The sequence below is a fragment of the Clostridium lamae genome, from assembly GCF_033043255.1.
In the GTDB taxonomy this organism is placed as follows: domain Bacteria; phylum Bacillota; class Clostridia; order Clostridiales; family Clostridiaceae; genus Clostridium; species Clostridium lamae.
Genome location: NZ_JASCQJ010000005.1, coordinates 17955 through 42482, shown reverse-complemented (window position 1 = coordinate 42482; position 24528 = coordinate 17955). Strand labels below are relative to the sequence as shown.

At 27.9% G+C, this 24528-nt stretch carries 23 protein-coding genes; 6 read left to right on the top strand and 17 right to left on the bottom strand.

The window, feature by feature from the left end; all coding sequences use genetic code 11:
• Nucleotides 1–53: 53 nt before the first annotated feature.
• Nucleotides 54–1025, top strand: coding sequence for a methyl-accepting chemotaxis protein (locus QK892_RS04220; protein ID WP_317272283.1), 972 nt, complete (start codon nucleotides 54–56; stop codon nucleotides 1023–1025).
• Between the two features lie 58 nt (nucleotides 1026–1083).
• Here QK892_RS04220 and QK892_RS04215 read toward each other — a convergent pair whose 3' ends face one another.
• The 9 genes from QK892_RS04215 to QK892_RS04175 form a co-directional block, all read right to left on the bottom strand.
• Nucleotides 1084–3558 (bottom strand): DsrE/DsrF/DrsH-like family protein, encoded by a 2475-nt coding sequence (locus tag QK892_RS04215; RefSeq protein ID WP_317272282.1) that lies wholly within the window; start codon nucleotides 3556–3558, stop codon nucleotides 1084–1086.
• A 111-nt stretch (nucleotides 3559–3669) separates the two neighbouring features.
• Nucleotides 3670–3951 (bottom strand): ArsR/SmtB family transcription factor, encoded by a 282-nt coding sequence (locus QK892_RS04210; RefSeq protein WP_317272385.1) that lies wholly within the window; start codon nucleotides 3949–3951, stop codon nucleotides 3670–3672.
• Nucleotides 3952–4057: 106 nt separating this feature from the next.
• On the bottom strand, nucleotides 4058–4711 hold the full coding sequence (locus QK892_RS04205; RefSeq protein WP_317272281.1) for a Crp/Fnr family transcriptional regulator: 654 nt from the start codon (nucleotides 4709–4711) through the stop codon (nucleotides 4058–4060).
• Between the two features lie 84 nt (nucleotides 4712–4795).
• The gene (locus tag QK892_RS04200) at nucleotides 4796–5029 is read right to left on the bottom strand and encodes a glutaredoxin domain-containing protein (protein WP_317272280.1); all 234 of its coding nucleotides are present in this window, start codon (nucleotides 5027–5029) and stop codon (nucleotides 4796–4798) included.
• A gap of 95 nt (nucleotides 5030–5124) precedes the next feature.
• Nucleotides 5125–5445, bottom strand: a complete 321-nt coding sequence (locus tag QK892_RS04195; RefSeq protein WP_317272279.1) for a hypothetical protein — start codon at nucleotides 5443–5445, stop codon at nucleotides 5125–5127.
• A 12-nt stretch (nucleotides 5446–5457) separates the two neighbouring features.
• Nucleotides 5458–5868 carry a YbaN family protein gene (locus QK892_RS04190; RefSeq protein ID WP_317272278.1) on the bottom strand — a complete coding sequence of 137 codons (411 nt, stop codon included), beginning with the start codon at nucleotides 5866–5868 and terminating at the stop codon, nucleotides 5458–5460.
• Nucleotides 5869–5940: 72 nt separating this feature from the next.
• Nucleotides 5941–6231, bottom strand: coding sequence for a nitrous oxide-stimulated promoter family protein (locus QK892_RS04185; protein WP_317272277.1), 291 nt, complete (start codon nucleotides 6229–6231; stop codon nucleotides 5941–5943).
• Nucleotides 6232–6310: 79 nt separating this feature from the next.
• The gene (locus QK892_RS04180; protein ID WP_317272276.1) at nucleotides 6311–7975 is read right to left on the bottom strand and encodes an ABC transporter ATP-binding protein; all 1665 of its coding nucleotides are present in this window, start codon (nucleotides 7973–7975) and stop codon (nucleotides 6311–6313) included.
• A gap of 1 nt (nucleotide 7976) precedes the next feature.
• Nucleotides 7977–9731: an ABC transporter ATP-binding protein/permease gene (locus QK892_RS04175; protein ID WP_317272275.1), complete on the bottom strand. Its 1755-nt coding sequence runs from the start codon at nucleotides 9729–9731 to the stop codon at nucleotides 7977–7979.
• Nucleotides 9732–10040: 309 nt separating this feature from the next.
• On the opposite strand from QK892_RS04175, the gene QK892_RS04170 reads away from it, so the two are divergent.
• Nucleotides 10041–11078 (top strand): IS1/IS1595 family N-terminal zinc-binding domain-containing protein, encoded by a 1038-nt coding sequence (locus tag QK892_RS04170; protein ID WP_317272274.1) that lies wholly within the window; start codon nucleotides 10041–10043, stop codon nucleotides 11076–11078.
• Nucleotides 11079–11297: 219 nt separating this feature from the next.
• Here QK892_RS04170 and feoB read toward each other — a convergent pair whose 3' ends face one another.
• The 5 genes from feoB to QK892_RS04145 all read right to left on the bottom strand — a co-directional run bounded on the left by feoB (nucleotide 11298) and on the right by QK892_RS04145 (nucleotide 16546).
• The gene (feoB, locus tag QK892_RS04165; RefSeq protein WP_317272273.1) at nucleotides 11298–13172 is read right to left on the bottom strand and encodes a ferrous iron transport protein B; all 1875 of its coding nucleotides are present in this window, start codon (nucleotides 13170–13172) and stop codon (nucleotides 11298–11300) included.
• A gap of 12 nt (nucleotides 13173–13184) precedes the next feature.
• Nucleotides 13185–13406 (bottom strand): FeoA family protein, encoded by a 222-nt coding sequence (locus QK892_RS04160; RefSeq protein ID WP_317272272.1) that lies wholly within the window; start codon nucleotides 13404–13406, stop codon nucleotides 13185–13187.
• A 192-nt stretch (nucleotides 13407–13598) separates the two neighbouring features.
• Entirely contained in the window at nucleotides 13599–14285 is a 687-nt protein-coding gene (locus tag QK892_RS04155) for a metallophosphoesterase (protein WP_317272271.1), read from the bottom strand.
• 8 nt (nucleotides 14286–14293) lie between these two features.
• Nucleotides 14294–14557 (bottom strand): EscU/YscU/HrcU family type III secretion system export apparatus switch protein, encoded by a 264-nt coding sequence (locus QK892_RS04150; protein ID WP_317272270.1) that lies wholly within the window; start codon nucleotides 14555–14557, stop codon nucleotides 14294–14296.
• A 24-nt stretch (nucleotides 14558–14581) separates the two neighbouring features.
• Complete coding sequence (locus tag QK892_RS04145; RefSeq protein ID WP_317272269.1) at nucleotides 14582–16546, bottom strand: hypothetical protein; 1965 nt, start codon at nucleotides 16544–16546, stop codon at nucleotides 14582–14584.
• Nucleotides 16547–16706: 160 nt separating this feature from the next.
• Here QK892_RS04145 and QK892_RS04140 point away from each other — a divergent pair, with 160 nt between their 5' ends.
• From QK892_RS04140 to QK892_RS04125, 4 genes are all read left to right on the top strand, one after another.
• Nucleotides 16707–17783, top strand: coding sequence for a tetratricopeptide repeat protein (locus QK892_RS04140; protein ID WP_317272268.1), 1077 nt, complete (start codon nucleotides 16707–16709; stop codon nucleotides 17781–17783).
• A 23-nt stretch (nucleotides 17784–17806) separates the two neighbouring features.
• Nucleotides 17807–18886 (top strand): tetratricopeptide repeat protein, encoded by a 1080-nt coding sequence (locus QK892_RS04135; RefSeq protein ID WP_317272267.1) that lies wholly within the window; start codon nucleotides 17807–17809, stop codon nucleotides 18884–18886.
• 123 nt (nucleotides 18887–19009) lie between these two features.
• Entirely contained in the window at nucleotides 19010–19693 is a 684-nt protein-coding gene (locus QK892_RS04130) for a response regulator transcription factor (RefSeq protein ID WP_317272266.1), read from the top strand.
• 3 nt (nucleotides 19694–19696) lie between these two features.
• The gene (locus QK892_RS04125; RefSeq protein ID WP_317272265.1) at nucleotides 19697–21127 is read left to right on the top strand and encodes a HAMP domain-containing sensor histidine kinase; all 1431 of its coding nucleotides are present in this window, start codon (nucleotides 19697–19699) and stop codon (nucleotides 21125–21127) included.
• A gap of 146 nt (nucleotides 21128–21273) precedes the next feature.
• On the opposite strand, the gene tyrS is transcribed toward QK892_RS04125, so the two are convergent.
• The 3 genes from tyrS to QK892_RS04110 form a co-directional block, all read right to left on the bottom strand.
• Nucleotides 21274–22494, bottom strand: coding sequence for a tyrosine--tRNA ligase (gene tyrS / locus QK892_RS04120; protein WP_317272264.1), 1221 nt, complete (start codon nucleotides 22492–22494; stop codon nucleotides 21274–21276).
• Nucleotides 22495–22812: 318 nt separating this feature from the next.
• Nucleotides 22813–23226, bottom strand: a complete 414-nt coding sequence (locus QK892_RS04115) for a hypothetical protein (protein ID WP_317272263.1) — start codon at nucleotides 23224–23226, stop codon at nucleotides 22813–22815.
• A 129-nt stretch (nucleotides 23227–23355) separates the two neighbouring features.
• A complete protein-coding gene (locus QK892_RS04110) occupies nucleotides 23356–24435 on the bottom strand; it encodes a sensor domain-containing diguanylate cyclase (protein ID WP_317272262.1) in 1080 nt (359 codons plus the stop codon).
• Nucleotides 24436–24528 lie beyond the last annotated feature (93 nt).

Genomic DNA, 24528 nt, shown 5'->3' with positions numbered 1-24528 from the left:
AAAAATAAAAGAAATGGCTCGAGATGGAAAAGATAAAATCAGGAGGTAAAAAAATGGGTTTATTTTCTAGAAAAAAAGCTGTAAAGTCCAAAAATGAAGAAATTACTATTGTTGAAGAATTCACTACTAATGAAATCACTGAAAAAGAAAATACTAATGAAAATTTTAAAAATGATATGGTTAAGTTAGGTGAAAGTAGTTCTAGAATATCTAGTGCTATTCAAGATGTTAATAACTCATTATCATCACTAACTAATGCTACATTAACACAGGCTGAAGAAATAAATAATGCACGAAATATATTAGAGAGCTTTAATAATCGTATGGAAAACTTAGCTTATAATATAACTAACGTTCAAATTACAGTTTTGGATACAGATAAAGTAGCTGATGAAGGTTTAAATACTTTTACTGATTTAGATCACTCTTTAAATTCTTTACAACAAGCTTTTAAAACTGTTAGTTCTACTGTGAACTCTTTAGTTTCAAAATTAGAATCTGTAAATACTATTACTGACTCCATTAGTCAAATTGCGAGCCAAACAAACTTACTTTCTTTGAATGCTGCAATTGAAGCTGCAAGAGCTGGTGAAGCTGGTAAAGGTTTCTCTGTAGTTGCTGGGGAAGTTAGAAAACTAGCTGAAAATTCTAAGCAATCTGTGGAAAGCATAACTAAAATATTAGATGATATTAAGTCTGATATTTTAAATGCATCTAAAGCTATGGAAACTGGTGGTGTTGCTGTTGATAACCAGCAAAAAACATTACAAAGCACAAAAGGTAGTTTTACTAATATTAAATCTTCAATTAGTGAATCAGTTAAAGAAATAGATGAATGTATAGAAAATCTAACTGCTGCATCTGCTGAAAAAGATAATGTACTATCAATAATGGATAGAGTATCTACTCTCTCTCAAGAACATTCAGCTCTTTCTGAAGAAATTGCAGCTAATATGGATATTCAAACTAGAAGTCTTGAGGAATTAGATAACGGTATTTATTCTATTAATAATTGTGAAATATAAAAAACGTAAAATGTGGAATATAAAAGGAGCTGCTTTTTTGGAACAGCTCCTTAATTTTCTATATGAATAAATTTATATTTGAATCATCTGCTTGACCCAAATAATATCCAACTCCAGCATAATTTATTCCATCTATTAATTCTTCTTTTTTAATTCCCATAACATCCATTGACATTGTGCAAGCTACTATTTCTACTCCATTTTGCATTGCTGCTCCCATTAAATCTTCTAATGATTGGATGTTTTTATTCTTCATGACACCTCTAATCATCTTAGCACCCATGCCACCCATGTTCATTTTTGAAAGTCCTAGTCTTTTACTTCCTCTTGGCATCATCATTCCAAAGGCTTTCTCTATTATGTTCTTAGGAGTTTTAACTTTTTCTGATTTTCTAAGTACATTTAATCCCCAGAAAGTAAAGAACATAGTAACCTTTTTACCCATGGCTGCTGCACCATTTGCTATAATAAATGAAGCAATAGCCTTATCTAAGTCTCCACTAAATACAACCATAGTCTGACCATCCTTAACTGGTGCTACCTTTGCTACTTTACCTAGGTTTTGAGACATCTTAGAATCAATTTCGTCTTTGTTTAATAATTGGTTTGAACACTTCATAATTGTAGCCTCAATTATTCCTTTATCCTTTTCAATACTTATCAGTCTATTATTGGTTTTTGTTGTCCACGCCTCTATATCTCTATAAAATCCTGGATCTGATGCTCTTACTCTTAGTACTTCCCCATCAAACATTCCATCTATAGTTTTCTTAACCTTCATTAACGGCCCTGGGCATGATAGCCCTGTAGCATTTAACTCTCTAACATTATCTAATGCAACTTCCTTCATTACTATATCCTCTTCCTTATTATTAAATTCTATTACCCTTGCCTTATAATCAAAATTAGAATAAGTTTTATATCCCCCATTTAAGTTTTTAACATTAAATCCATTAGCTTCTAATAATCTAGCAGCTATGTATCCCCTAAGCCCTACTGAGCAATATACTAATATTTCTTTATTCTTATCTAATTTATCTAAATTACTTCTTAAATCATTAAGTGGTATGTTTATTGAATTTTCTATGTTTCCTAATTCCGCTTCTTCTATATCTCTAGTATCTAATAAGATTTGATTTTTTGGATCATATCCTTTTAATTCATCTATGTTTATTAGTTTAACTAATCCCTTTCTTTGGTTCTCTGCCATAAATCCTGCCATATTAGCCGGTGATTTTGCCGATAAAAATGGTGGTGCATAAGCTAAATCTAGCTCTGCTAAATCTTCCATTCTTCCGCTAAACTTTATAGATGTTGCAATTACATCTATAAACTTATCTACTCCATCGTATCCTAGTGCTTGCGCACCTAATATCTTACCTTCTTTATCATAAAGAACTTTAATATTTAGTGGAATTGCATTAGGATAATAACCCGCATGGCTCATTGGATGTAAATAAACTTTATCAAATTCAATACCATATCTATTTAATGTTCTTTCATTATTACCAGTTGAAGCTGCTACCATATCAAATACTTTAATTATTGAAGTCCCAAGACTTCCCTTATAGGTACTATCTAATCCAGCAATATTATCTGCTATAATTCTTCCTTGTTTATTTGATGGTCCTGCAAGTGGAATAAATGCCTCTTGTCCATTTACATAGTCTTTTACTACCACTGCATCTCCTGCTGCATATATTCCTTCTATATTAGTTTCCATATGATCATTAACTACTATGTGCCCTCTTTCCCCAAGCTTTATACCACTATCTTTTATGAATCCAGTATCAGGAATTACACCTATAGCAGAAATAACCATATCAGCCTTAATTTTTCTTTCATCGTCAAGAAATACATTAATTGAATTATCTTCTTCAGAAAAAGCAACAACTTTATTATTTAAAATAATACTTACCTCGTTATCATTTAATTCTTTTTCTATAATATTAGAGAATTCTGAATCAAACGGAGCTAAAACATGTGGAGCTGCTTCTATTAATGTTACATCAATATCTCTTTCCCTTAAGTTCTCTGCCATTTCAATTCCGATAAATCCTCCACCTATAACAATTGCTGATTTAGTGGATGATTTATCCACATATGATTTTATTTTATCTATGTCAGAAATATTTCTAACCGTAAAAATTTTACCACTATCTATTCCTGGTAAATTAGGAGTTATGGGCTTTGCACCTGGTGATAATACTAGATAATCATAACTTTCATCATAGATACCAACTTCACTTTTTACCTTTATTATTTTATCACTTGGATTAACTCCTACAACTTCGCTCTTTACTCGTACATCTATGTTAAATCTATCTCTCATTTTTTCAGGTGTCTGAAGCAAAAGAGCATCTCTATCTTCTATAACTTCACCTACATAATAAGGCAATCCACAATTTGCAAAAGAAATATATTCACCTCTTTCAAAAATAACTATATCTATATCTTCTCTTAATCTTCTTAATCTAGCCGCTGCTGAAGCACCACCTGCTACTCCTCCAACTATTAAAACCTTTTTTCTCACTATTAATCCTCCTTATTTAATTTTATTTATGTTTATTTATATATTATTATATTACGATTTATAAATATATATGTTATAAAAAAACACTCCATTTAGGAGTATTTTATTACATTATTCATGTAATAGGGCGTTTATTATTTTTTCAGTTCTTCTGTCCATTACTTCATATACTATCTCTAATCCGTTTCTTTCACCCTTAATTATTCCTATACTTTTCAATTTCTGAAGATGTTGAGAAATAGTTGATTGAGGCATACCTAAGCAACTATGCATATTAGTCACATTACAACTTCCTTTTTCCAAAAGATTTCTTACTATACAAAGTCTTACTGGATGAGCTAAAACCTTCAAAAATTCTGCTACATCCTCATATTGCTTATAATTACTCTCCACCATAACACCTCATTAAAATATTTGTATCTTCTCTAAATTGTTATATTAATGTCAATAATATTATTATATTCAGATTTTAAGATATCAATAGTCATTTGTCAAGAAATTAATACTCCCAGTTTTTTATTTTAATTTTTCCTCTTCCGAGTTCTAATACACCTCTTTTTTCAAGACCTTTTAAGCTTCTACTTACCACCTCTCTTGATGACCCAATATCTGCCGCTATTTTCTCGTGAGTTGTGTATATAATCTTAGCCCCATTATTGTCTATAAGCTTTAAATTAAAATAATCTATAATCCTATTTTCAATGCTATCGAAAGTTACTTTCTCAAATCCCTCTACAACATTCTCAAATTTATTATATAGATTCTTAAACATATACTTTAAAAAGCTATTATTATTTAATAGGTGTCTTTTAAACAAGTCCATAGGTAAAATAGCTATGGTAGCATTTTCTTCAACATCTGCTAAAGATATTTCGTCTGAATCAGTTAATGCACACAAAATAGTATTAAAACAACTATCTCCTTTTCCAATCCTATAAAGTGTAACTTCTTTACCATCATCACCAATCTTATATATTCTTAATCGTCCCTCTAAAATAAATGAAAATCCTATACAACTAACATTTGTACTAAAGACATTTTGACCCACTTCATAACTATTTACTCTCATTCTACTTATCAATATATCTAATACTTGATCATCTAAATTACTTAAAAAAGGATAATATTTTATTAATTTATCTCTTATATCCATAGTCCCCCCAAATAAAAAAAGTAAAGCTACTTTAATTGTAGCCTTACTTTTTCTTATATTCAACTAATTAAATAATTTTAATAATTATAAATTTAGTAATGAATCTATTGTCATTTTATCAAAGCCAACTACTATACTTCCGTTAATATCTAAAACTGGAACACCCATTTGTCCACTCTTACTTACCATTTCTATAGCGGCATCTCTATTTAATCCAACATTCACTTCTTCATAACTAATCTTCTTACTTGTTAAATAATTTTTTACTTTTGTGCACCATGGACATGTATTTGTAGTATATACTTTTATATTATTCATTTTTAATTCCCCCGAATCAAAATTATTTTTACTATGATATAAGTATACTCAACTAACAAATATTTGACTGTAACAAAGTCACAAAAGACCATTTATTATAATAGTTTAACAGCTGCAAATAAGTACACAAAGAATCCTATAGTACTTGCTATATGTAGTTTTCTTCCTAATCTATTTTTACTTGTTGAATAATATCCTGATACCCCTATTGCAACCATAATTGAAGCAAAACCTAAATACTTAATAAAATCTGAACTGCCAAACTTTTGTATAAAAGCTAAACACATTGCTATTATAGATACAGCTCCAATACCAATATGAACTTTTACATACTTAGATTTTTTCATTTTAAAAATCTTAGGTAAATAATAAACTAATAGTGCTAACATAAATAATGATGATGATAATCTCTGCATAAATTCCTCCGTCTATATCTCTTCTTTAAGTCTTCTTATTATTTTCACATCTTTTTTTATTGTTTTAATTCTAAAAGTGAAGTAGTAAAATTTAAATAAGATAAGTGCCACTATAAATAATTTAATAAATAAACTATCTAAAATTATTAACGGAAACATTAACATAAAATCTGCAAAAGCAAGGAGACTTATCTTTTCTTTTAAAGTCATAGCTCTTTCTTTAACAAATGACTCTAAATGCTTTTTATATAATTTTGTATTAATAAACCAATTATTAAATCTTTCTGATCCTCTAGCAAGGCAGTAGGATGCTAACAATAGAAATGGTGTGGTAGGCAATACTGGAATAATAACTCCTATAGCTCCTAATGCTACACAAATAAGTCCTACTGTTATAAATAAATATTTTTTTATAGACTTCATTTTATATATCTCCCCTTTTATTTAAAATTTAACATCTAAATTTCTTATATAATATTGAAATCACAACTAATACTAATAAGTCATATGTCTAAATAATTCTATTGGATTATATATAAGTAATCTTGGGCCTGAAAATCTCATAACTTTCTTAACTTTTTCCCTCATATCCTTTTTGTAGCAATGTATTGGGCATTTGCCACAAGTGGTTTTTTCTTCTCCAAACTTACAAAAACTTAATCTCTTATGAGCATATTCTAATAATTCCTTACATTCCTCACATAGTTCCTTATTTTTATGTTTCTTCTTACAGTAGATTTTTATCATAAGTTCAATAGTTCTTTTTTCCCTCTCTATTTTGCTCATATAGAAACCCCCTATCAGATTTTAATAATCATTATCACTATTTCTTCTAAAACAAAGAGGATTCCTCCCCTTTATTTTACTAAACTATCTTCTTATTTTCTAATTTATAGACTTTATCACATATTGCAGTTGTAGACTTTCTATGTGAAATAAGAATTATAGTTTTATCCTTACAATTTTCATTTATTGACTTTAAAATTTCCCCTTCATTTAAAGCATCCAAATTACTTGTAGGTTCATCTAATATAAGAACTTCACTGTCCTTTAAAAAAGCTCTAGCAAGTCCAACTCTTTGTTTTTCACCAGAAGAAAGGTTTCCACCAAGTTCTCCAACTTTAGTATCATATCCCTTTGGAAGTGTTACTATAAAGTCATGAATAGATGCTTTTTTAGAAGCTTCTATTACCTCTTCTTCACTTGCATTCTTATTACCAATCTTTATATTATCTCTTATTGACTCATTAAATAAATAAGTTTCTTGACTTACTAATCTTTGAGCACTTCTTAATGATTTTGTATTAACATTTTTAATGTCTATATTATCTAATTTAATATTCCCTGTGTTAACATCCCAAAATCTCATTATAAGCTTAATAAATGTACTCTTTCCTATTCCACTTTCCCCTATTAATGCAAGCTTCTCTCCTTTTTTGATAGATAAACTTGTATTTTCAAATATTCTTTCTTTTCTGTTTGGATAAGCAAAAGTTACATCATTATAAACTATATCATTACAAACTATATCATTTTTACCTACAACTTCTTTTACATGCGGATCTTCATCTAATAATTCAAATATTCTCTCTGCACAAGCAAAAGTTTGTAGCAATGTATTTGAAAGATTACTTAATGCAACTACTGGTCCAAAAGATGATGCTACTATTACTATGGCAACTATAGCAGCTGTAAATGTTATTTCACCAGATAAAAACTTACTCATTCCAAGTAAAACAAAAGTTAATATTGCAATCATAATTGTAATATCTGTTGTAGCTCTGATAATTCCTTCATGTTCCTTTATCTTATCTAAGCTTTTATTAAGTCTTATAGAATTTTTATTAATATTCTTAAGTCTTTCTTCTCCATTTTTATATAATAATACTTCCTTTAAGCCTCTTAATGAATCTAAAACATAGTTATTGCTTTCTCCAAAGATATTTCTATATTTTACTCCAGCTTCCTTTGCAAAGCTTGAAGAAACATATGGTATTACAAATCCAACAATTAAATAAAATACTGCTGATATAACACCGAACATTGGATTAATTAATGATAATATTATTGCTATTATACTATTTGTAATAATTGCTATAGATATTGGTGCTATTGTATGAGCATAAAACACTTCCAAAAGTTCAATATCTGAAGTTATTAAAGCAATTAAGTTTCCTTTTTCCTTCCCCTCTAACTTAGCTGGTGCAAGCTTTCTTAAAACAGTAAATATCTTGTCTCTTAAAATATATAAGATCTTAAATGCAATATAGTGTCCTGATAATTGCTCAGCATATCTTAAAAATCCTCTTAATACAGAACATACAATCATTACTATTAAAGCACCTTTAAAACTAATAAATGTAATATCTCCAATAAAAGCTCCAAGCGCAACTGCTCCAAAGGCTGCTATTGAGATGGCAGCTAGAAAACCTATAACCCCCATAGATATTGTAATTAACATTATAGGTGCAAGTGGTTTTAATTCTACTATTAAACGTTTCATTATTTGGAAGCCTGATCTTCTTTTCATATTAACAAACCTCCCTAATTTCTTCTAATTCATTTTGCTTATTTACCATGCTATTATAATATCCCTTTAGCTTCATTAACTCATTATGAGTTCCTTCTTCCACTAAGTCTCCCTTATGCATAACATATATCTTCTTAGCTTCTTTAACATTAGCTAATCTATGTGATATTACTAATATAGTTTTTTCTTTAGAAAGATCATATATTGCTTCCCAAATAGCCTCTTCACTTTCAACATCAATATTTGAAGTAGCCTCATCAAATACTATCATCTTTCTATCTGCAAGTATTGCTCTAGCTAAAGCTAATCTTTGTTTTTGACCTCCTGATAAGGCATTTCCACCTTCTCCAACATTAGTATTTAACTTATCCTTTAATCCTTGTACAAATTCATATAATCTTGCTGTTTCTAAAGCTTTTTTAATTTCTTCTTCAGTAGCATCCTGCTTCCCTACTAAAAGATTGTCTAATATAGTTCCATTAAAAATGTAACTATTTGTTGATATTAATCCTATATTTTCATATATAATGTTAGTATTAACCTTTTCAATATCCATAGAGTTTATTAAAACATTTCCTTTAGTAACTTTATGATTATTTAATATTATAGATGCTATAGTACTTTTACCTGAACCGCTTTCTCCTACTATTGCAACTATTCCCTTAGGGGTAATATCCATATTAATATTTCTCAATACCTCTCTATCCCCATCATAGCTGAAAGTAACACCCTTAAGACTTACATTTATATCTTCTTTGATTTCATTTATTGATTCATCAATATTTTTCACTCTTTCTTCAGCATCTAAAATCCCAAAAATTCTATCTGAAGCTGCCATTCCATTCATTGCTATATGGAAGTAAGAGCCTAAAAGTCTTAATGGTATAAAGAATTCTGAAGATAAAAGTATTATTATAAGTAAGCTTCCTGGTAATAATTTTCCATTACTAAATTGAATTAAAGCTACTATTGTTCCTGCTGCTGCACCACCAAAAGCAACAATATCCATTATTGTAATAGAATTTAACTGCATACTTAAAACTTTCATAGTAATTTTTCTAAACTTTTCTGCTTCTACATTCATCTTTTGATGTCTTTCTTCATCCATATCAAAGACTTTTAAAGTTGTAAGTCCTTGAAGGTTTTCTAAGAAACTTCCACCTAAATCTGAGTAACTTTTCCAATAATCCTTCAAAATTCTCTTAGCAATTTTCATTATTGCAATTATCGATACTGGAATAAGAGGTACACAAAGTATAAATACTAGTGCTGCTTTAAAAGATATAAAACTCATGAAAATAAATAAAGTAACTGGAACTAATAAAGAATAAAAGAATTGTGGTAAATACTTACCAAAGTAGATTTCTAATTGCTCAACTCCTTCTACCATTACTTGAACTATTGAAGATGTACTTTCTACTCCGCTATAGCCTGTTCCTAGTTTAAGTAACTTCTTATATACAAGTTCCCTTAAAGTAGTTCTTGCTTCTGATGAAGCTAGATTTGAGAATTTTGCATATAAAATATTAGAAATAAATCTTGTAATTAAAAGTATTAGTATTATAATTCCTGGTTTTAATATGGATTCCATAGTTATAGAGTTTACTCCACCTACGTAAACCTTATTAATAAATTGTCCTATTAAGATAATAGTAATAATGTTACATATGATTGCTACCCAGTTTGCAAGGATAGTAAGTCCTATGTATCTTTTCGATTGGCTACATAAACTTATTAGCCTTTTATTAATCATCATAATATCTTCCCCCGACTCATTTTCTATTGATATTAATTTTCATATGATAAATACTAGTGATAGTATACATTAATTGATATTAATTTTCAATAGATAAAATTAAAACAATTTATTTATTAACAAAAAATTTATCTATAATCTTTTATTGGTAAAATATTATTATTTATACTTACCCTAAATACATCAACATCTACTCATAGTCTGTTTTAAAATAATGTTGTTCTGTAATAGGTTAGTGAATAAAATATTAATTTCTAGTCAAGAATTCCAAAAGAATAAGCTTATTATTATATTGAGAGGACAATAATTATGTATCTTCATACAGTTCAAGAATTTGATAATATTCCTTATAAAGAAAAACTCAATATTGTTGATAAATATAAAAATAGATTAGAAATTATAGATTTATTGAAAAATAGAGAAATCCACTCTTGTCCGCATTGTAACAGTGAAAACATTATAAAACATGGGAAATATAATGGTCTTCAAAGGTACAAATGTTTAAATAGTATTTGTAATAAAACTTTTTCTCAAAGCACAAAAACATTATTTAGTTATTCTAAAAAACCTGCTGATCTTTGGATTAAATATTTTATTTTATTAAATAATGGCAAATCTCTTAGGGAATGTTCCTCTATTCTTAATATTAATTTAGCTACTTCTTTTTTCTGGAGACATAAAATTCTTATTACTCAAAATAAAAATTATTATAATGTTTTAAAAAACTATGTAGAAGTTAGTAAGATAATGATGGTTGAAAACTTTAAAGGTAATAAAAATGCTAAACATATCAATAAAGAAAAAGTTTTTATAGCTTGTGCAATGGATAGTAATAAAACTCTCTTATCAAAGGTTATTAGTATAAATAGTATTTCTCTTAATTCTATAAACTCAAACTTCTCATATAATCTTGATAAAAGTGCTGTCTTATCTGCATATAATGATAGATATTTTAAAGCATATTCAACAAAACACAATTGTAGCCTTTTACCAATTCAAAACGAAACAATGTCTCACATTATTAATGTACTAGAATCAAATAATCTTCGTTATACAAACAGTTTCAATATAAAAAATATAAAACATTTAAATTCGTTATTACCTGATAAATGCTTATTTATTCATAGTTTTTCATTGAACATAAAGAGATGGTTAGTTCGATTTAGAGGAGTAGCAACTAAATATCTTGAACATTATTTGAATTGGCATATAATAGAATTTAAAAATGAATATAAAACTTTCAAGTTAAATCAAATAGATTTATTTAGAGAATTCTTAAATGAGAATGTATTTGTTAAAATTAAGGATTTTTCTAACTATGGTTTGATGTTTAAAAATAATATTTGATACTTAACTTAATTAACCTTAAAGCTATAATTACTATAATAATATAGCTTTAGTTAAATATTATCTTTTAATATATTAACAACATTATTTTAAAACACACTTCTATACTTGTTCAGATATAATATTATCTAGTATTAGAAAAGTCTATTCCCTTTTAAATAAAAAGACTCAGCCAAGGCTGAGTCTTTCATTAATTCTTCTTTATTAACTTTTCATTTTCTATAAGTGTACCGCTTGTCTAACTTCTTTTTTATTAAAATATTTTATTAAAAATAATATTCCTAAAGAAACTATTACTAAGAAGATTAAGAACTCTATTGTATATGCAAGGGTTACGCCGCCAGTAATAAGAGTTGCGACAAACTTAAATAAATATGCAACTATCCATGCTAGTACAAATTGATAAATAACTGAGAAGTACATCATCTTTGTTCCATATTCTTTCTTCATAACACTTATAACAGCAAAACATGGTGTGTAAAGTGATACAAATACTAAGAAACTTAAAGATGTTATAGCTGTAAACATAGTTGGTAATACTACAGCTAAATCTCCATATACTATTTCCATAGTTCCAATTATTACTTCTTTTGCTGCAAGTCCAGTAAGTATTGATACGCCTGCTTCCCAGCCTCCAAAACCTAATGGTTTAAATATAGGTGATATAAATCCACCAAGGCTTGCTAAGAAGCTCGTATTTATTTCTTCTGTAAATCCATTCATATTAAAGTATGTTAAGAACCAAACTACTATTGATACTGCAAATATTAATGTTCCTGCTCTTACTATAAATCCCTTAGATTTATCCCAAGCATTTAATATAATGCTCTTTAAACTAGGTAATTTATATTCTGGTAGCTCTAATATAAATGGTTGTTCATCCTTCCTAAATAAAGAATTTTTAAATAGTAATCCAACTAAAATTGCTACGATAATTCCTAATAAATAAAGTGCCATTACTACAAATTCTTGATTTGATGCGAAGAATATTGAAGCAAACAAAGCATAAACAGGTAATCTAGCTCCACATGTTACAAGTGGCGCTAATAAAGCTGTCATCTTTCTATCCTTTTCACTTTCTAAAGTTCTAGTTGCCATTATTGCAGGCGCTGAACATCCAAATCCCATTATTAATGGAATAAATGCCTTCCCTGATAATCCAATCTTTCTCATTATCCTATCCATTAGAAAAGCTATTCTTGACATATATCCTGAGTCCTCAAGGAATGATATTCCAAGAAAAAGTGCAAATACTATTGGAAAGAAGACTATAACTCCACCAACTCCAGCTACTATACCATCAAGTATTAGAGATTGAAACCAAGTTGATGAATTAGCTACTATCCCCTCTACAATCGGTGTAAAGGTATCCGCAACAAAAGCATCTAAACCATCCGCTAATGGTTGTCCAAACCAATTAAATGTGAATTTAAATATAATATATAATGCGAGTAAAAATGCTGGATATGCTAGTATTGGATTTAATACTATCTTATCTATTTTTTCTCCTATGTACTTTGAATTTCCTCTCCCTTTAGAAGACTCTTTTATAAGGTTAGCTATATAAGAATATGCTTCATTTTCATTATTGAATTTCACATCGTAATTGGAAATACTTTCTATCGATTTGTTAATTTCTTCACTTATGTTTTCTAAACCTTTGTTAGTTTTTGCTGATATCGGTAGAATTCTTACGCCAAGATTTTTCGCCAATACTTCTGTATCTATGTTAATCCCTCTTTTATTGGCTATATCCATCATATTTAATAATACTAATATTGGTTTATTGAATTGCATTAATTGAGTTGTAAGGTATAAATTTCTTTCAAGATTTGTTGCATCTACCACATTTATTATTAAGTCAACATCTTCATTTTCCAAATAAGTTCTTGATACTTTTTCTTCATTTGAATATGTGTCCATTGCATAAATACCAGGCAAATCTACTACCTTTATCTCTTTATTTATAAATCCATACTTCTTATCTATAGTTACTCCTGGCCAATTCCCTACATATTGTTTAGACCCTGTTAGTGCATTAAAAACTGTGGTTTTTCCTGTATTAGGATTACCAACTAATGCCACATTTATCATATTCCCCACCTCTTAAACATTTAAATATATGTTTTTTGCATCTTTTTTTCTAATAGCTAAATCAAATCCTCTAAAAGATATTAATATTGGATCTCCTAATGGAGCTATCAATTTAACCTTTACTTGCGTCCCCTTCACACATCCTAAAGCCTTAAGTCTTTTAGCCAATTTTGGATCTCCTTCTACATCTCTTACAGTTCCAGTTTGTCCTACCTTCATACTAAATATTGTCATGCATATTCCCCCTTACATGTTCTCTATATTACAATTATAGTCAATTGAAATTGATTGTCAATAACCCCAGGTAATAATTTTCAATATTTCGAGAAATTTTTAACAAATATAAAAATAAAAATAGGAAGTGCTTATATGGCATCCCCCTACTCTTTTTTTTAGATACTTATTATATTAATTTTTCTATATTTATTATAATATTTTTATAGGATCAAAATTTAAATAGTCACAAGAAGTTATAATATAATCTATTCCTTCATTTTCTCCATTAAATGCAGTTGCTAATGATGGTCCATGAAGATGTCCATAAATTACTTTTTCAACTCCATATTCTTTAAATATTTCTGTAAAGGCTGAAGCTTCTCTCCTATCATTAATTGGAGGGTAATGAATCATTACTATAAATTTTTCAAATCCAGCTTCCTTTGCCTTATCTAAAGATAGTCTAAGTCTTATGATCTCTCTATTAAATATCTTTTTGTCCTTTTCTGTAAACCTATCGCTTCCTTCTAATATCCATCCTCTAGATCCACAAATCGCATAGTCTTCATATACATAAAAGTTATTTTGAAGAAACTTAGTGTTATCGTACATATTGTTTAACTTAGAAATTCCGCTCCACCAATAATCATGATTTCCCTTAGATATTATTTTCTTTCCTGGTAAATCATTTATCCAATCTAAATCTACTTTACTATCACTAGATTTCATAGACCAAGATATGTCTCCTGCAATAAGTACTGTATCCTCTTCTGTTATTTTACTAATCCAGTTTTGCTTAATCTTTTCATCATGCTTAAGCCACTTATCTCCAAATATGTCCATTGGTTTATCCGTTGTAAAAGCAAGATGAAGATCTGAAATAGCATATAAAGCCATTTATCTACTCACCTTTCTACTATTCTATCTAAATCTGTTACATAGGCAATTATATGTGCTACTGCTTCATAAAGATCTGTTGGTATATTTTCTCCAATATCTACGTTACAAAGCAAATCTGTCAATTCCTTATTATACACTATTGGAACATAATTTTCTTCAGCTTTTTCTATTATTCTATCTGCGATATATCCCATACCACTAGCAGTTACTATAGGTGCTACTATATTTTCTTCATATTTTAAAGCTGCAGCTTTTTTTCTTCTATTCATACACCCTTCCCTCCTGGTATTAAGTTATACCCTTCTATCTATAGCAGTTCCAGAATCAGGATTAAAGAAAGCTCTGCATGTAGCTAAAGATACTTCCTCTTCCTTTTTAGACACCTTAATATCTACTAAAAATCCCATAGATTCAATATTATAAGCTAGTTTAATTTTTGCCATATCTATTATTTTAACATATCTTTCTTCACATTTTAAATCAACATTTATTTTTTTATCTAAAATCTTCATATAGCTGTCAACTACACCTAAATTTTTAGTATCTATAGTAATTACTATTTTTATATTAGTACTATCAATTTTCTTACTATCTTTTCTCTTATCCTTAATTATTATTTTGCAAGGATATTCTGTTTCCCTTATGTTAATTGGAATATCTGCATAATAGTATTCAGAGCTTATCTTATTAAATAGTTTTATTTCATCTATGTTATTTTTTATTAAATCTAATATTTTTTCTGAAGCACTTCCATCATTTTTTATTGTAGTAATTAAATCATTAATTATTTCTTTACTTAACTCTCCAGTTTTTGTAATAGAATTTTTTACAATGTCCTTTGTAGATAAATTTACATCTTTATTAGATTTAACCTCTATATTATTAGTAAAATCATTAATCTTAGTCCGTTCAGATTCTAAAGTGCTTGAAGTTACACCTCCTTGACTGGGTTTTTCTTTATCAATAATCTCTTGATATTTTAAATTTATACCATCCTTTAACTTCGTAAATTCTTCCTCAGTTAAAGTTACTCCTTTTCCCATAAGCTTTGATAGTAATACTTCTACTTCTCCCTTTGTAAACTCTAAAGCTTCAGTAATGCCTAGTGCAACATTATTTCTCTTACTTACATAATCACTAAAATTATCACTTACTATGGCCCCACCTATATCCCTAAATTCAGCTATTATACTCTTTAAACTTTCTATAAATTCCTCTGGCTTTAATGTATTGATAAGATTAAAAGTTCTATCAAAATCACCACTCGTAAATTCTAAGCGCCTATTAGTTAATATTTCTTTTAGGTTAACATTAATATAATCTTCAGTTTGTCCAGATATAGATTTTAATAAAGAAAGTAAGCTTATTTTTGTACTAGCATTTTCAGTTTTTTGATAAACCTCATTTCCTATTTTATTATTTATATTTTTTTCTTGAATCTTCGTATTAACCTCATTGAAATTATTTTTATCTATTACTATTCCCTTGCTATTTATATTGCTATCTAGCTCTTCTTTTAATGAAATAGATTTGTTTGATACTTCAGCCTTAAGCTCTGGTAAGGAGGCAGTAATATTATCAAAAATATCTAAAATACTATTTTCACTTTTAAAAATATTCTTATATCCTTTTATATTTTCTTTACTTAACTCTATATTATTCTCAAAGAATAATAGAATATCTTGCTTTGATAAAGACTTTAACTCATAAAAAAATTCCTTCAATGTATTTTTAATATTTTTACCCTCAACACCATTTTCATCTATACCTTTACTTAATAAATATTTAGATATAAACTCATCAACTTCATTAGTATTTTCATGGACTCTGTTTAAAAATTGAAATAATCCCTTTATCTCTTTAATATTTTCCTTAGTAAGTGGAATATTAAACTTAATCAACTCCTTAAGTAAGTTAATATCCTCATTGCTTAATCCCTCTTTTAAAATTATTTCACTGAATTCTCCTTGAGCTAATTCATCACCCTTAACATTTGAAGATATAAGCTTCAATTTTAATTTTCCTTCTTCGAATCCTTCTACCTGAAATCTATTAAATCCCCTACCTAAGGACTCCATATCTCCATCTATTTCTGCTTGAAATTCCCATCCATCTATTAATCTTATTGTTACTTCATTGCTGCCTTCTTTTTTAATTATCTTTCCCGAAAACTTCTCCCCAATATCGAAAGTAAGCTTACTAGATATTCTCTTGTTATTTACATTATAGCTATTACCTATATTAAATACTCCTGGCATATTACCACCCCATATAACCTTCCTAATTACTTATAATATCGAGTACTTTTATAACTTTCTTAATATAAGTACCTTTGGAAATAACTTGGAAACATCATTATTATCTTTAGAAATTTCTTCAGCGTATTATTAAATTATAGAAATATGGGAGGTTATAAAAATGAAAAAAGGACTTATTCGAAATTTATTATTAATATTTATTTTTTCTACTTCACTTTTCCTTATCTCTTGTGGTAATGCCTCTAAAAAAATTACTGTAAGTGAAAATACTGAAGATACTATTTCCTTAGAAGAAAGTGAAACTATAAAAGCTATATCTGCCGGAGAAAAACTTTTAGATGAGGGGAAATTTGATGCTGCAAAAGAAAACTTTAATAAAGCTATTTCATTAGACAAAGAGAATAAAGATATCTATATAAGGATAAAAGATAAGTATGTTTCTATAAACAAATTAGATGAAGCTTATAATATTATTAAAATAGCAATTTCAAACAATGTTGATATTGAAAATATGAAATTAATATTAAAAGAAATATCATCTAAATTCGAAGTTTTTAAGCTTTCGAATTCTGTTTATCAAAATACTAATTACTCATTACCAAAAGAAATGAAAACAAATATCTCAGATGCAGAACTCACTATTCCTATAACTTGGAATAATGAAAATGTTAATACAAACAATATAGGAACTTTCACTTATGAAGGATATAACGATGAATATGGTAGAAAAATAATAGTTGAATTAACAGTTATTGAAAATGTCTATGATAAACAAGCAGGTAGTATTAAAAACGTATATTCAACTAATGGTAAAAATTATATAGATGTTGATTTAGTAGAACTTTATATAGGCTTTGAAAAAGTTTTACCAGAAGCAATTAAGGATAATAGAGCTGCTATTAATGAAAAAGGAGAATATTTTTTTCCTAACTCTTATTATATAAGAGACAATTACACCGAATTGACAACTTATGAAGTCTCAAATAACTGTCTTATCCAATTATTAGCTATGGATTTTTCAACCTTAGGATATGATTCAGAATCTATGGGAAGTTCACAAGAGCTTAATCCTGTTTCATTTGATGAGTTCAAAAAATATATTACTGAAAGTAATAAAATGTTTCTAGAATCAAATTCAAATTCTGAAAACAAAACATTAACTGATAGATCAACATTATGTTGGATTGAAATAAAAAATGGTGTAGTTAATTCAATTTATAGACAGTTTACACCTTAAACTATGGGAAGGAGATATAAATAATGAAAAAATTCATCAAATTAGAACTTATATTTATAATAATTATATTGACAACATCACTTCTCTCCTGTGTAGATACAACTAAAAAAGTTACAGTATCAAACAATACTGAAGATGAAATTTTAGTTGAAGAAAATATATCTAAAGAGCTTATTCATAATGGAAATATACTTCTTTTAGATAAAAAATACAATGAAGCTATGGCTAATTATAATAAAGCTATTGAATTAGATAAATCAAATAAGGACTTATATATAGAAATTAAAGATATCTATTTAGATGCTAATAGATATGATGATGCTTATTTTATAGCTAAAACTGCTATTTCTAATAATGTTGATACTGAAAACATGAAAAAAATAGCAAAAGATATCTCTGATAAACTTGAAATTATTAAAATCAATGATAAAGTTGATCAAGATTTAGAGTATTACTTCCCTCAAACTGTAAATGCACTTATAAATGGCAAAGATATCTCTTTGTCAATAAAGTGGGATTACCCTGAAGCGGATACAAGCACACCAGGAACCTTTGAATATTATGGCTATAACGAAGAATATGGTAGAAAAGTTCAAGTTACTTTAACAGTAACAGAAGCTGTTTATGACAAGCAAATAGGCTCAATTACAGATATCTATACTGTTGATGGAAAAACTTTTATAGATGTAGATTTAGTAGAATTCTACTTAGGTGGAGAAATAGCCTTAAAAGAAGCACTTAAGGATAATGTGGACCTTCCAGTTAATGATGATGGTATTCAATATATACCTAATGGATACTATATTAGAAATAACTATAGTAAGCTAACCACTTATGAGGTATCAAATAATTGTAATTTTCAATTATTACACCATGACTTTGTTGAAGCTTTAGGATTAAATCCTGATTATCCTGGTAACTCCGCTATAAATATAATAGCTTCATTTGATAATTTTAGAAATTTTATTGATTTAAGAGGTAATATGGATGTAAGTGATTTAAATATGAACACTGATAAGCCAATAACAAATAGAGGAACCTTATGCTGGATAGAATTAAAAAATAATGTTGCATATTCTATCTATAGACAATATACTCCTTAAATTATAAATAGTAACATTAAAGAATAATTGTTCACTCTTTAATGTTACTATAATTTATTTTGTGTATATAATTAGTAAATTTTCACTTATAATTAATATATGTTATGTTGAAAGGATGATTGTATGAGTAATGAAATACTTATTGTTGAAGATGATAAATCTATAAATGACATATTATTTTATGCATTAAAATCTGAGGGATATACACCTTATAGTACATTTTCTTTAAAAGAAGCAAAGGACTATATTAATATAAATTTCCCTAATTTAATTTTGCTTGATTTAAACCTACCAGATGGAAATGGTTTTGATTTATGTAGAGAAATTAATTCTAAGTATTCTATTCCTATAATTATTCTTACTGCAAAAAATGATGTTGTAGATAAAGTTTTAGGATTAGAGCTTGGAGCAGATGATTATATAACTAAACCCTTTCATATTAAAGAAGTTTTAAGTAGAATTAAAGCTGTATTTAGAAGAATTGAAAAATCTTCTTCTACTTATAACTCCTCATTTATCGAAATAAATAAACATATTAAAATTAATTTTAAAAATAGGACAGTCTTAAAAAATGATAATGTTGTACAGCTTAAACCTAAGGAATATGAACTTCTTGAATTCTTTGTTCAAAATAGGAATAAAGTCTTTTCAAGAGAACAATTAATAGATAACATTTGGGAATTTTCTTATGATGGAGATGTTAGAACTGTTGATATTCATATTAGAAGGCTTAGAAGTAAATTGGACATCCCTAATGAACCATCAATAATTGAAACAGTATTTTCCGTTGGATATGTTATGAGGTAAGATATGAAAATAAAATATAAGTTCACCCTAATAATAACTCTAACGATGATATTTCTGGGGCTATCTCTTAATATTTCAGTTAGAGAAATACTAAAAAATAACATGGAAACTTCAATTACAAACTCACTAAAAGAAATTATGAAAAGTAGTAGAGAATCTATAAAGTACACTCTATCGGTAAGGGATTATATTTTCAAGGATAAAGCTTTAGTCGAAGAAGGAAAATACTTAATTGAATATATATCTTTAAACTATGAAACTAAATTAGAGATTTCAGATGTTAACGGAGAACTAATTGCTACAAATATATATGAAAAGCCTATTGAATTCACAACTAATCTACCTGAAGTTAAAGATGGTAAAACTATAGTAAATATAAAGTATAACAATAATAATCTTACTGGAATTCTTTCCTATCCAATAATAATAAATAAATCTTATATAGGAATAATTAATTTAACCAAAGACTATACCCCACTATTAATTGACTATAATAAAGCTACTAATGTTTTAACTTTAATTGAAACCGCTCTAATTATATTTATCTTTGCTATTTCTTATAGACTAACTAATAAAATTGTAACTCCAATAGAAACCTTGACCTCTGCATCAAAAAAGCTAGGTGAAGGTAATTATGACATTAATATAAATATAGAAGGTAATGATGAGATTTCTATACTTTCTCAAGAATTCATTAGCATGAAGTCAAAGATTCAAGAACAATTTTTAGACATAGAAAGAGAAAGAGACAAGGTTGAAAAACTAGCCCTAAGTAGAAAGATATTTTTTGATACTGTAACTCACGAACTAAAAACTCCATTAACTTCCATTATTGGATATTCAGAAATGATTTTAGAAAATGTTGTAGATGATGAAGAGTTTAAATTTCGTGCCATTAGTAGAATTCATTCAGAAAGCGAAAGACTAAATACCTTAGTTCTTGAAATAATAAAAATTTCTAAAGGTCTATCATCTATACATGACATATTTGAAGAAATTGATATCTCAGAAATAATCAATCAAACAATTTCTGACTTGAGCATTAAAGCTGAAAAATATAATTTAAAAATAAATTCAGATATAACTACTGAGTTACTCTGCATTAAAACAAATAAAATAAAAGAAGTTTTAATTAATGTAATAGATAATGCCATAAAATACTCTAGCAAAGATTCTATAATTAATGTTAAGTCTTACACTACTAACGATATATATAATATTGAAGTTTCTAATCGTACTGAGACACCTATCCCTGAAGAAGTTTATATAAATATCTTTCAACCTTTTATAAAAACAACAACCCCTAATGATGAATATAGTACAGGTTTAGGTCTATTCTTATGCAATGAAATAATAAAGGCTCATAATGGAAGTATTACTATAGAAAACGGTAATGAAATAAAAGTAAAAATTGCTTTACCCTTACGTCATTAAGCATAATAATAAGGAGCTGCTCAGCAACTCCTTATTTAAATGTAGAATCATTGAAGTGATTTGAAACAAATCAGAATAATAAAAATTCAGAAACTTCGATAAGGAGTTTCCTCCTTAACTCTTCACCCTTCTCTATTAACTATTTCTTATTCTACAACTATTTTATTGTAATTTTTCTTTCCTCTTTTTAATAATGCTGATCCATCTTCCAAATCTGATTCTTCTAAAGTTCTAGTAACTTCAGTAACTTTTTCACCATTTAAAGATAATCCACCTTGTTGAATTAATCTTCTTCCTTCAGCTTTAGATGGTACTATTTTATTTTCAGCCATTATATCTAATATAGTAGAACCTAACTTTTCTCTAGATATAGTTACAGTTGGAACATTACTCATATCAACTCCACCTGAGAATAAAGCTTCAGCAGCTGATTTAGCCTTAATAGCCTCTTCTTCTCCGTGAACTAGCTTAGTAACTTCAAAAGCTAATCTCTTCTTAGCTTCGTTAATTGCTGCCCCTTCTACTGCACATATTGCTCTTACTTCATCCATAGGAACAAAAGTTAATAATGCTAAGCATTTTTCTACATCTGCATCATCAACATTTCTCCAGTATTGATAGAAATCAAATGGTGAAGTCTTTTCTGGATCAAGCCATAAAGCTCCTCCAACTGTTTTTCCCATCTTTTGACCTTGGCTATTAGTTAAAAGTGTGCAAGTCATAGCCATAGCTTGACCTTGAGCCTTTCTCCTAACTAGTTCAACACCTGCTATCATGTTTGACCATTGGTCATCTCCACCTAATTCCATCTTACAACCGTATTTTTGATTTAATACGTAGAAATCATATCCTTGCATTAACATATAGTTAAATTCTAAGAAAGAAAGTCCCTTTTCTAATCTTTGTTTGAAACATTCTGCAGTTAACATTCTATTTACTGAAAAATGAACTCCTACTTCTCTAAGGAAATCCACATAATTTAAATTTAGTAACCAATCTGCATTGTTCACTAAAATTGCCTTATCATCTGAAAAGTCTATAAATCTTTCCATTTGCTTCTTTATTGAATTTACATTATGTTCGATTTGCTCCTTAGTAAGCATTGTTCTCATATCAGTTTTTCCAGATGGGTCACCAACCATTGCAGTTCCACCACCAAGAAGAGCAATTGGTCTATGACCTGCTTTTTGCATATGTGCCATAAACATCATTGCAATAAAATGCCCAACATGTAAGCTATCTGCTGTCGGATCAAATCCTATATAAAAAGTTATTTTCTCCTTTTCTAGCAATTCTCTTGTTTCATCTTCATGAGTAAATTGCTTTATGTATCCACGATCTAATAACTCGTCTAAAACATTAGCCATTCTACGTATCCTCCTCTTATATTTACTTATTATAGTATATCTTTTTATTGTAATAATATCAATTATTGAATGTATTTTTTATTATTCATTTATAATATAGAAGTTTACAAAAAGAAAAAGCTCTTGTTACCCTCTATTACAAAAGCTTTTTCAGAATATTCTGATTTCTCTAGGCAGATTCTGTCTGCAATATCTCATTTTCTCATTTTATTTTTTCCTTACTTTCCACTCTTAAATTTATCAATTATTTATATTTATAAAGTTATACTTTATTATTTTCTTATTTAATATTGCTTTTAAACCTTAAATATTTCCTTTCTAAGCTACATACTCCTTTATGAAATCTGGAAGTTCTTCTAAACATTCACAATTTAGATTTATAAAGATATTTAAGTTGTATTTTTGAGAGAATTCCTTCATTTTTTTGAACAAGAAATTAGATTCTGATATATTTCTATTTACTATATTTGATAAAGCATCAACATAAACGTTTTCAACATCGTAATTTTGGGATACTACACCGCAAAGCAATCCATAAAAACTTTCACAATCTCCTACACCTAACTCATTAGTATCTATAAACCTAATTTTCGCCTTTAGCTGCATCATTCTTCTTCCATCGTCGTCGATATAAACTGAATCACCTTTTGCCTTTAATGAACGTTCATTTGCAAGCTCTATTAATTTTTTAGATTTGCCTGCACCTCTTTTTGAACAAAAAACTTGAATCATTGGAATCCACTCCTTTAATAGATTTTTACATCTTTTAATATATTATATTCTTTATCATTAATATTATTTACAATAAAATTAATGATAAAGTAAAAAGATAGAGAAACCCTTTGTGCCTCCCTATCTCTATTACCAAAAAAAATGTGAACTCATAACTTTATTCTTGCCAGCATGTTTAGCTTTATAAAGAAACTTATCTGCACAATTTATTACAGTCTCTAGAGTATCACCATCATAGGGATAAAAGCCTAGACCAAAACTTGCCGTTATATTCTTCTTTATTTTTCCTTCAGATATATAATTATTACTTAGTGCTAATCTAATAGAATTTATTCTTTCATGTATTTCATCTATATCATCGGTACAATCTATATATAAGATTATTTCCTCTCCACCATATCTAGCAATTATATCCTTTTTTCTTAACATACTTTTTATTAAATTAGTTGTATCTATTAGTACCTTATCTCCAAATTGATGACCTAAGGTATCATTTATCATTTTAAAGTCATCGAAATCCATCATTACTATTGCATATGCTTTTATATCTTCATTCTGTACTCTTTCACTAACTAATTGATAAAAAGTCTTTCTATTATATATTCCAATTAATGAATCGCATTTAGCTGATTTTTCAATCTCTTTATATAAAATTGAATTTTCTATAGCTATAGCAATTTGGCTAGCTAAAGAATTCAAAAATATTTCATGAAAGTCAGTGAAGAAATTTTGATGAGTATGATCAACCACAATATACCCTATAATTTTTTCTTCCAACTTAATTGGAACTCCAATTCTTGAATGAATAGAAACACCACTTTTATCATCCTTAGTAACTGGTTCTTTAGAGTTCAAAATAAAAGTTTTATTATTATTAATATATTTTATACATTCATCATTAAGTGCTATACTTTCTTCTGTACCATTAGTAGCTTTTATAACAAATTCTCCATTTTCTTGTAAGTAAATGGTGCATTGAGTAACTCCTATAACTCCGATTATCATATCATTAATCATCGGTATTATGTATTTACTACTTAAGTTTGAGTTTATATAGTTACTAATTAGTATTACATTCGAAAGCATATCTAAACTCTTCTCATATTGTATATTAATAGAGCTAAGCTCTTGAATTTTACTTTCAGTAATTTTTTGATAGCTTTCAAAATCTGACTTAATCTGCTGATATTTAAACTTGTAATCGTCCATACTCCCTCCCCATCTCTATAGTATGAATCGAATTTAGAGAACTATATAAATCAATCTTACTTTATTTTCCTTTTAATATCAATACATTTATGT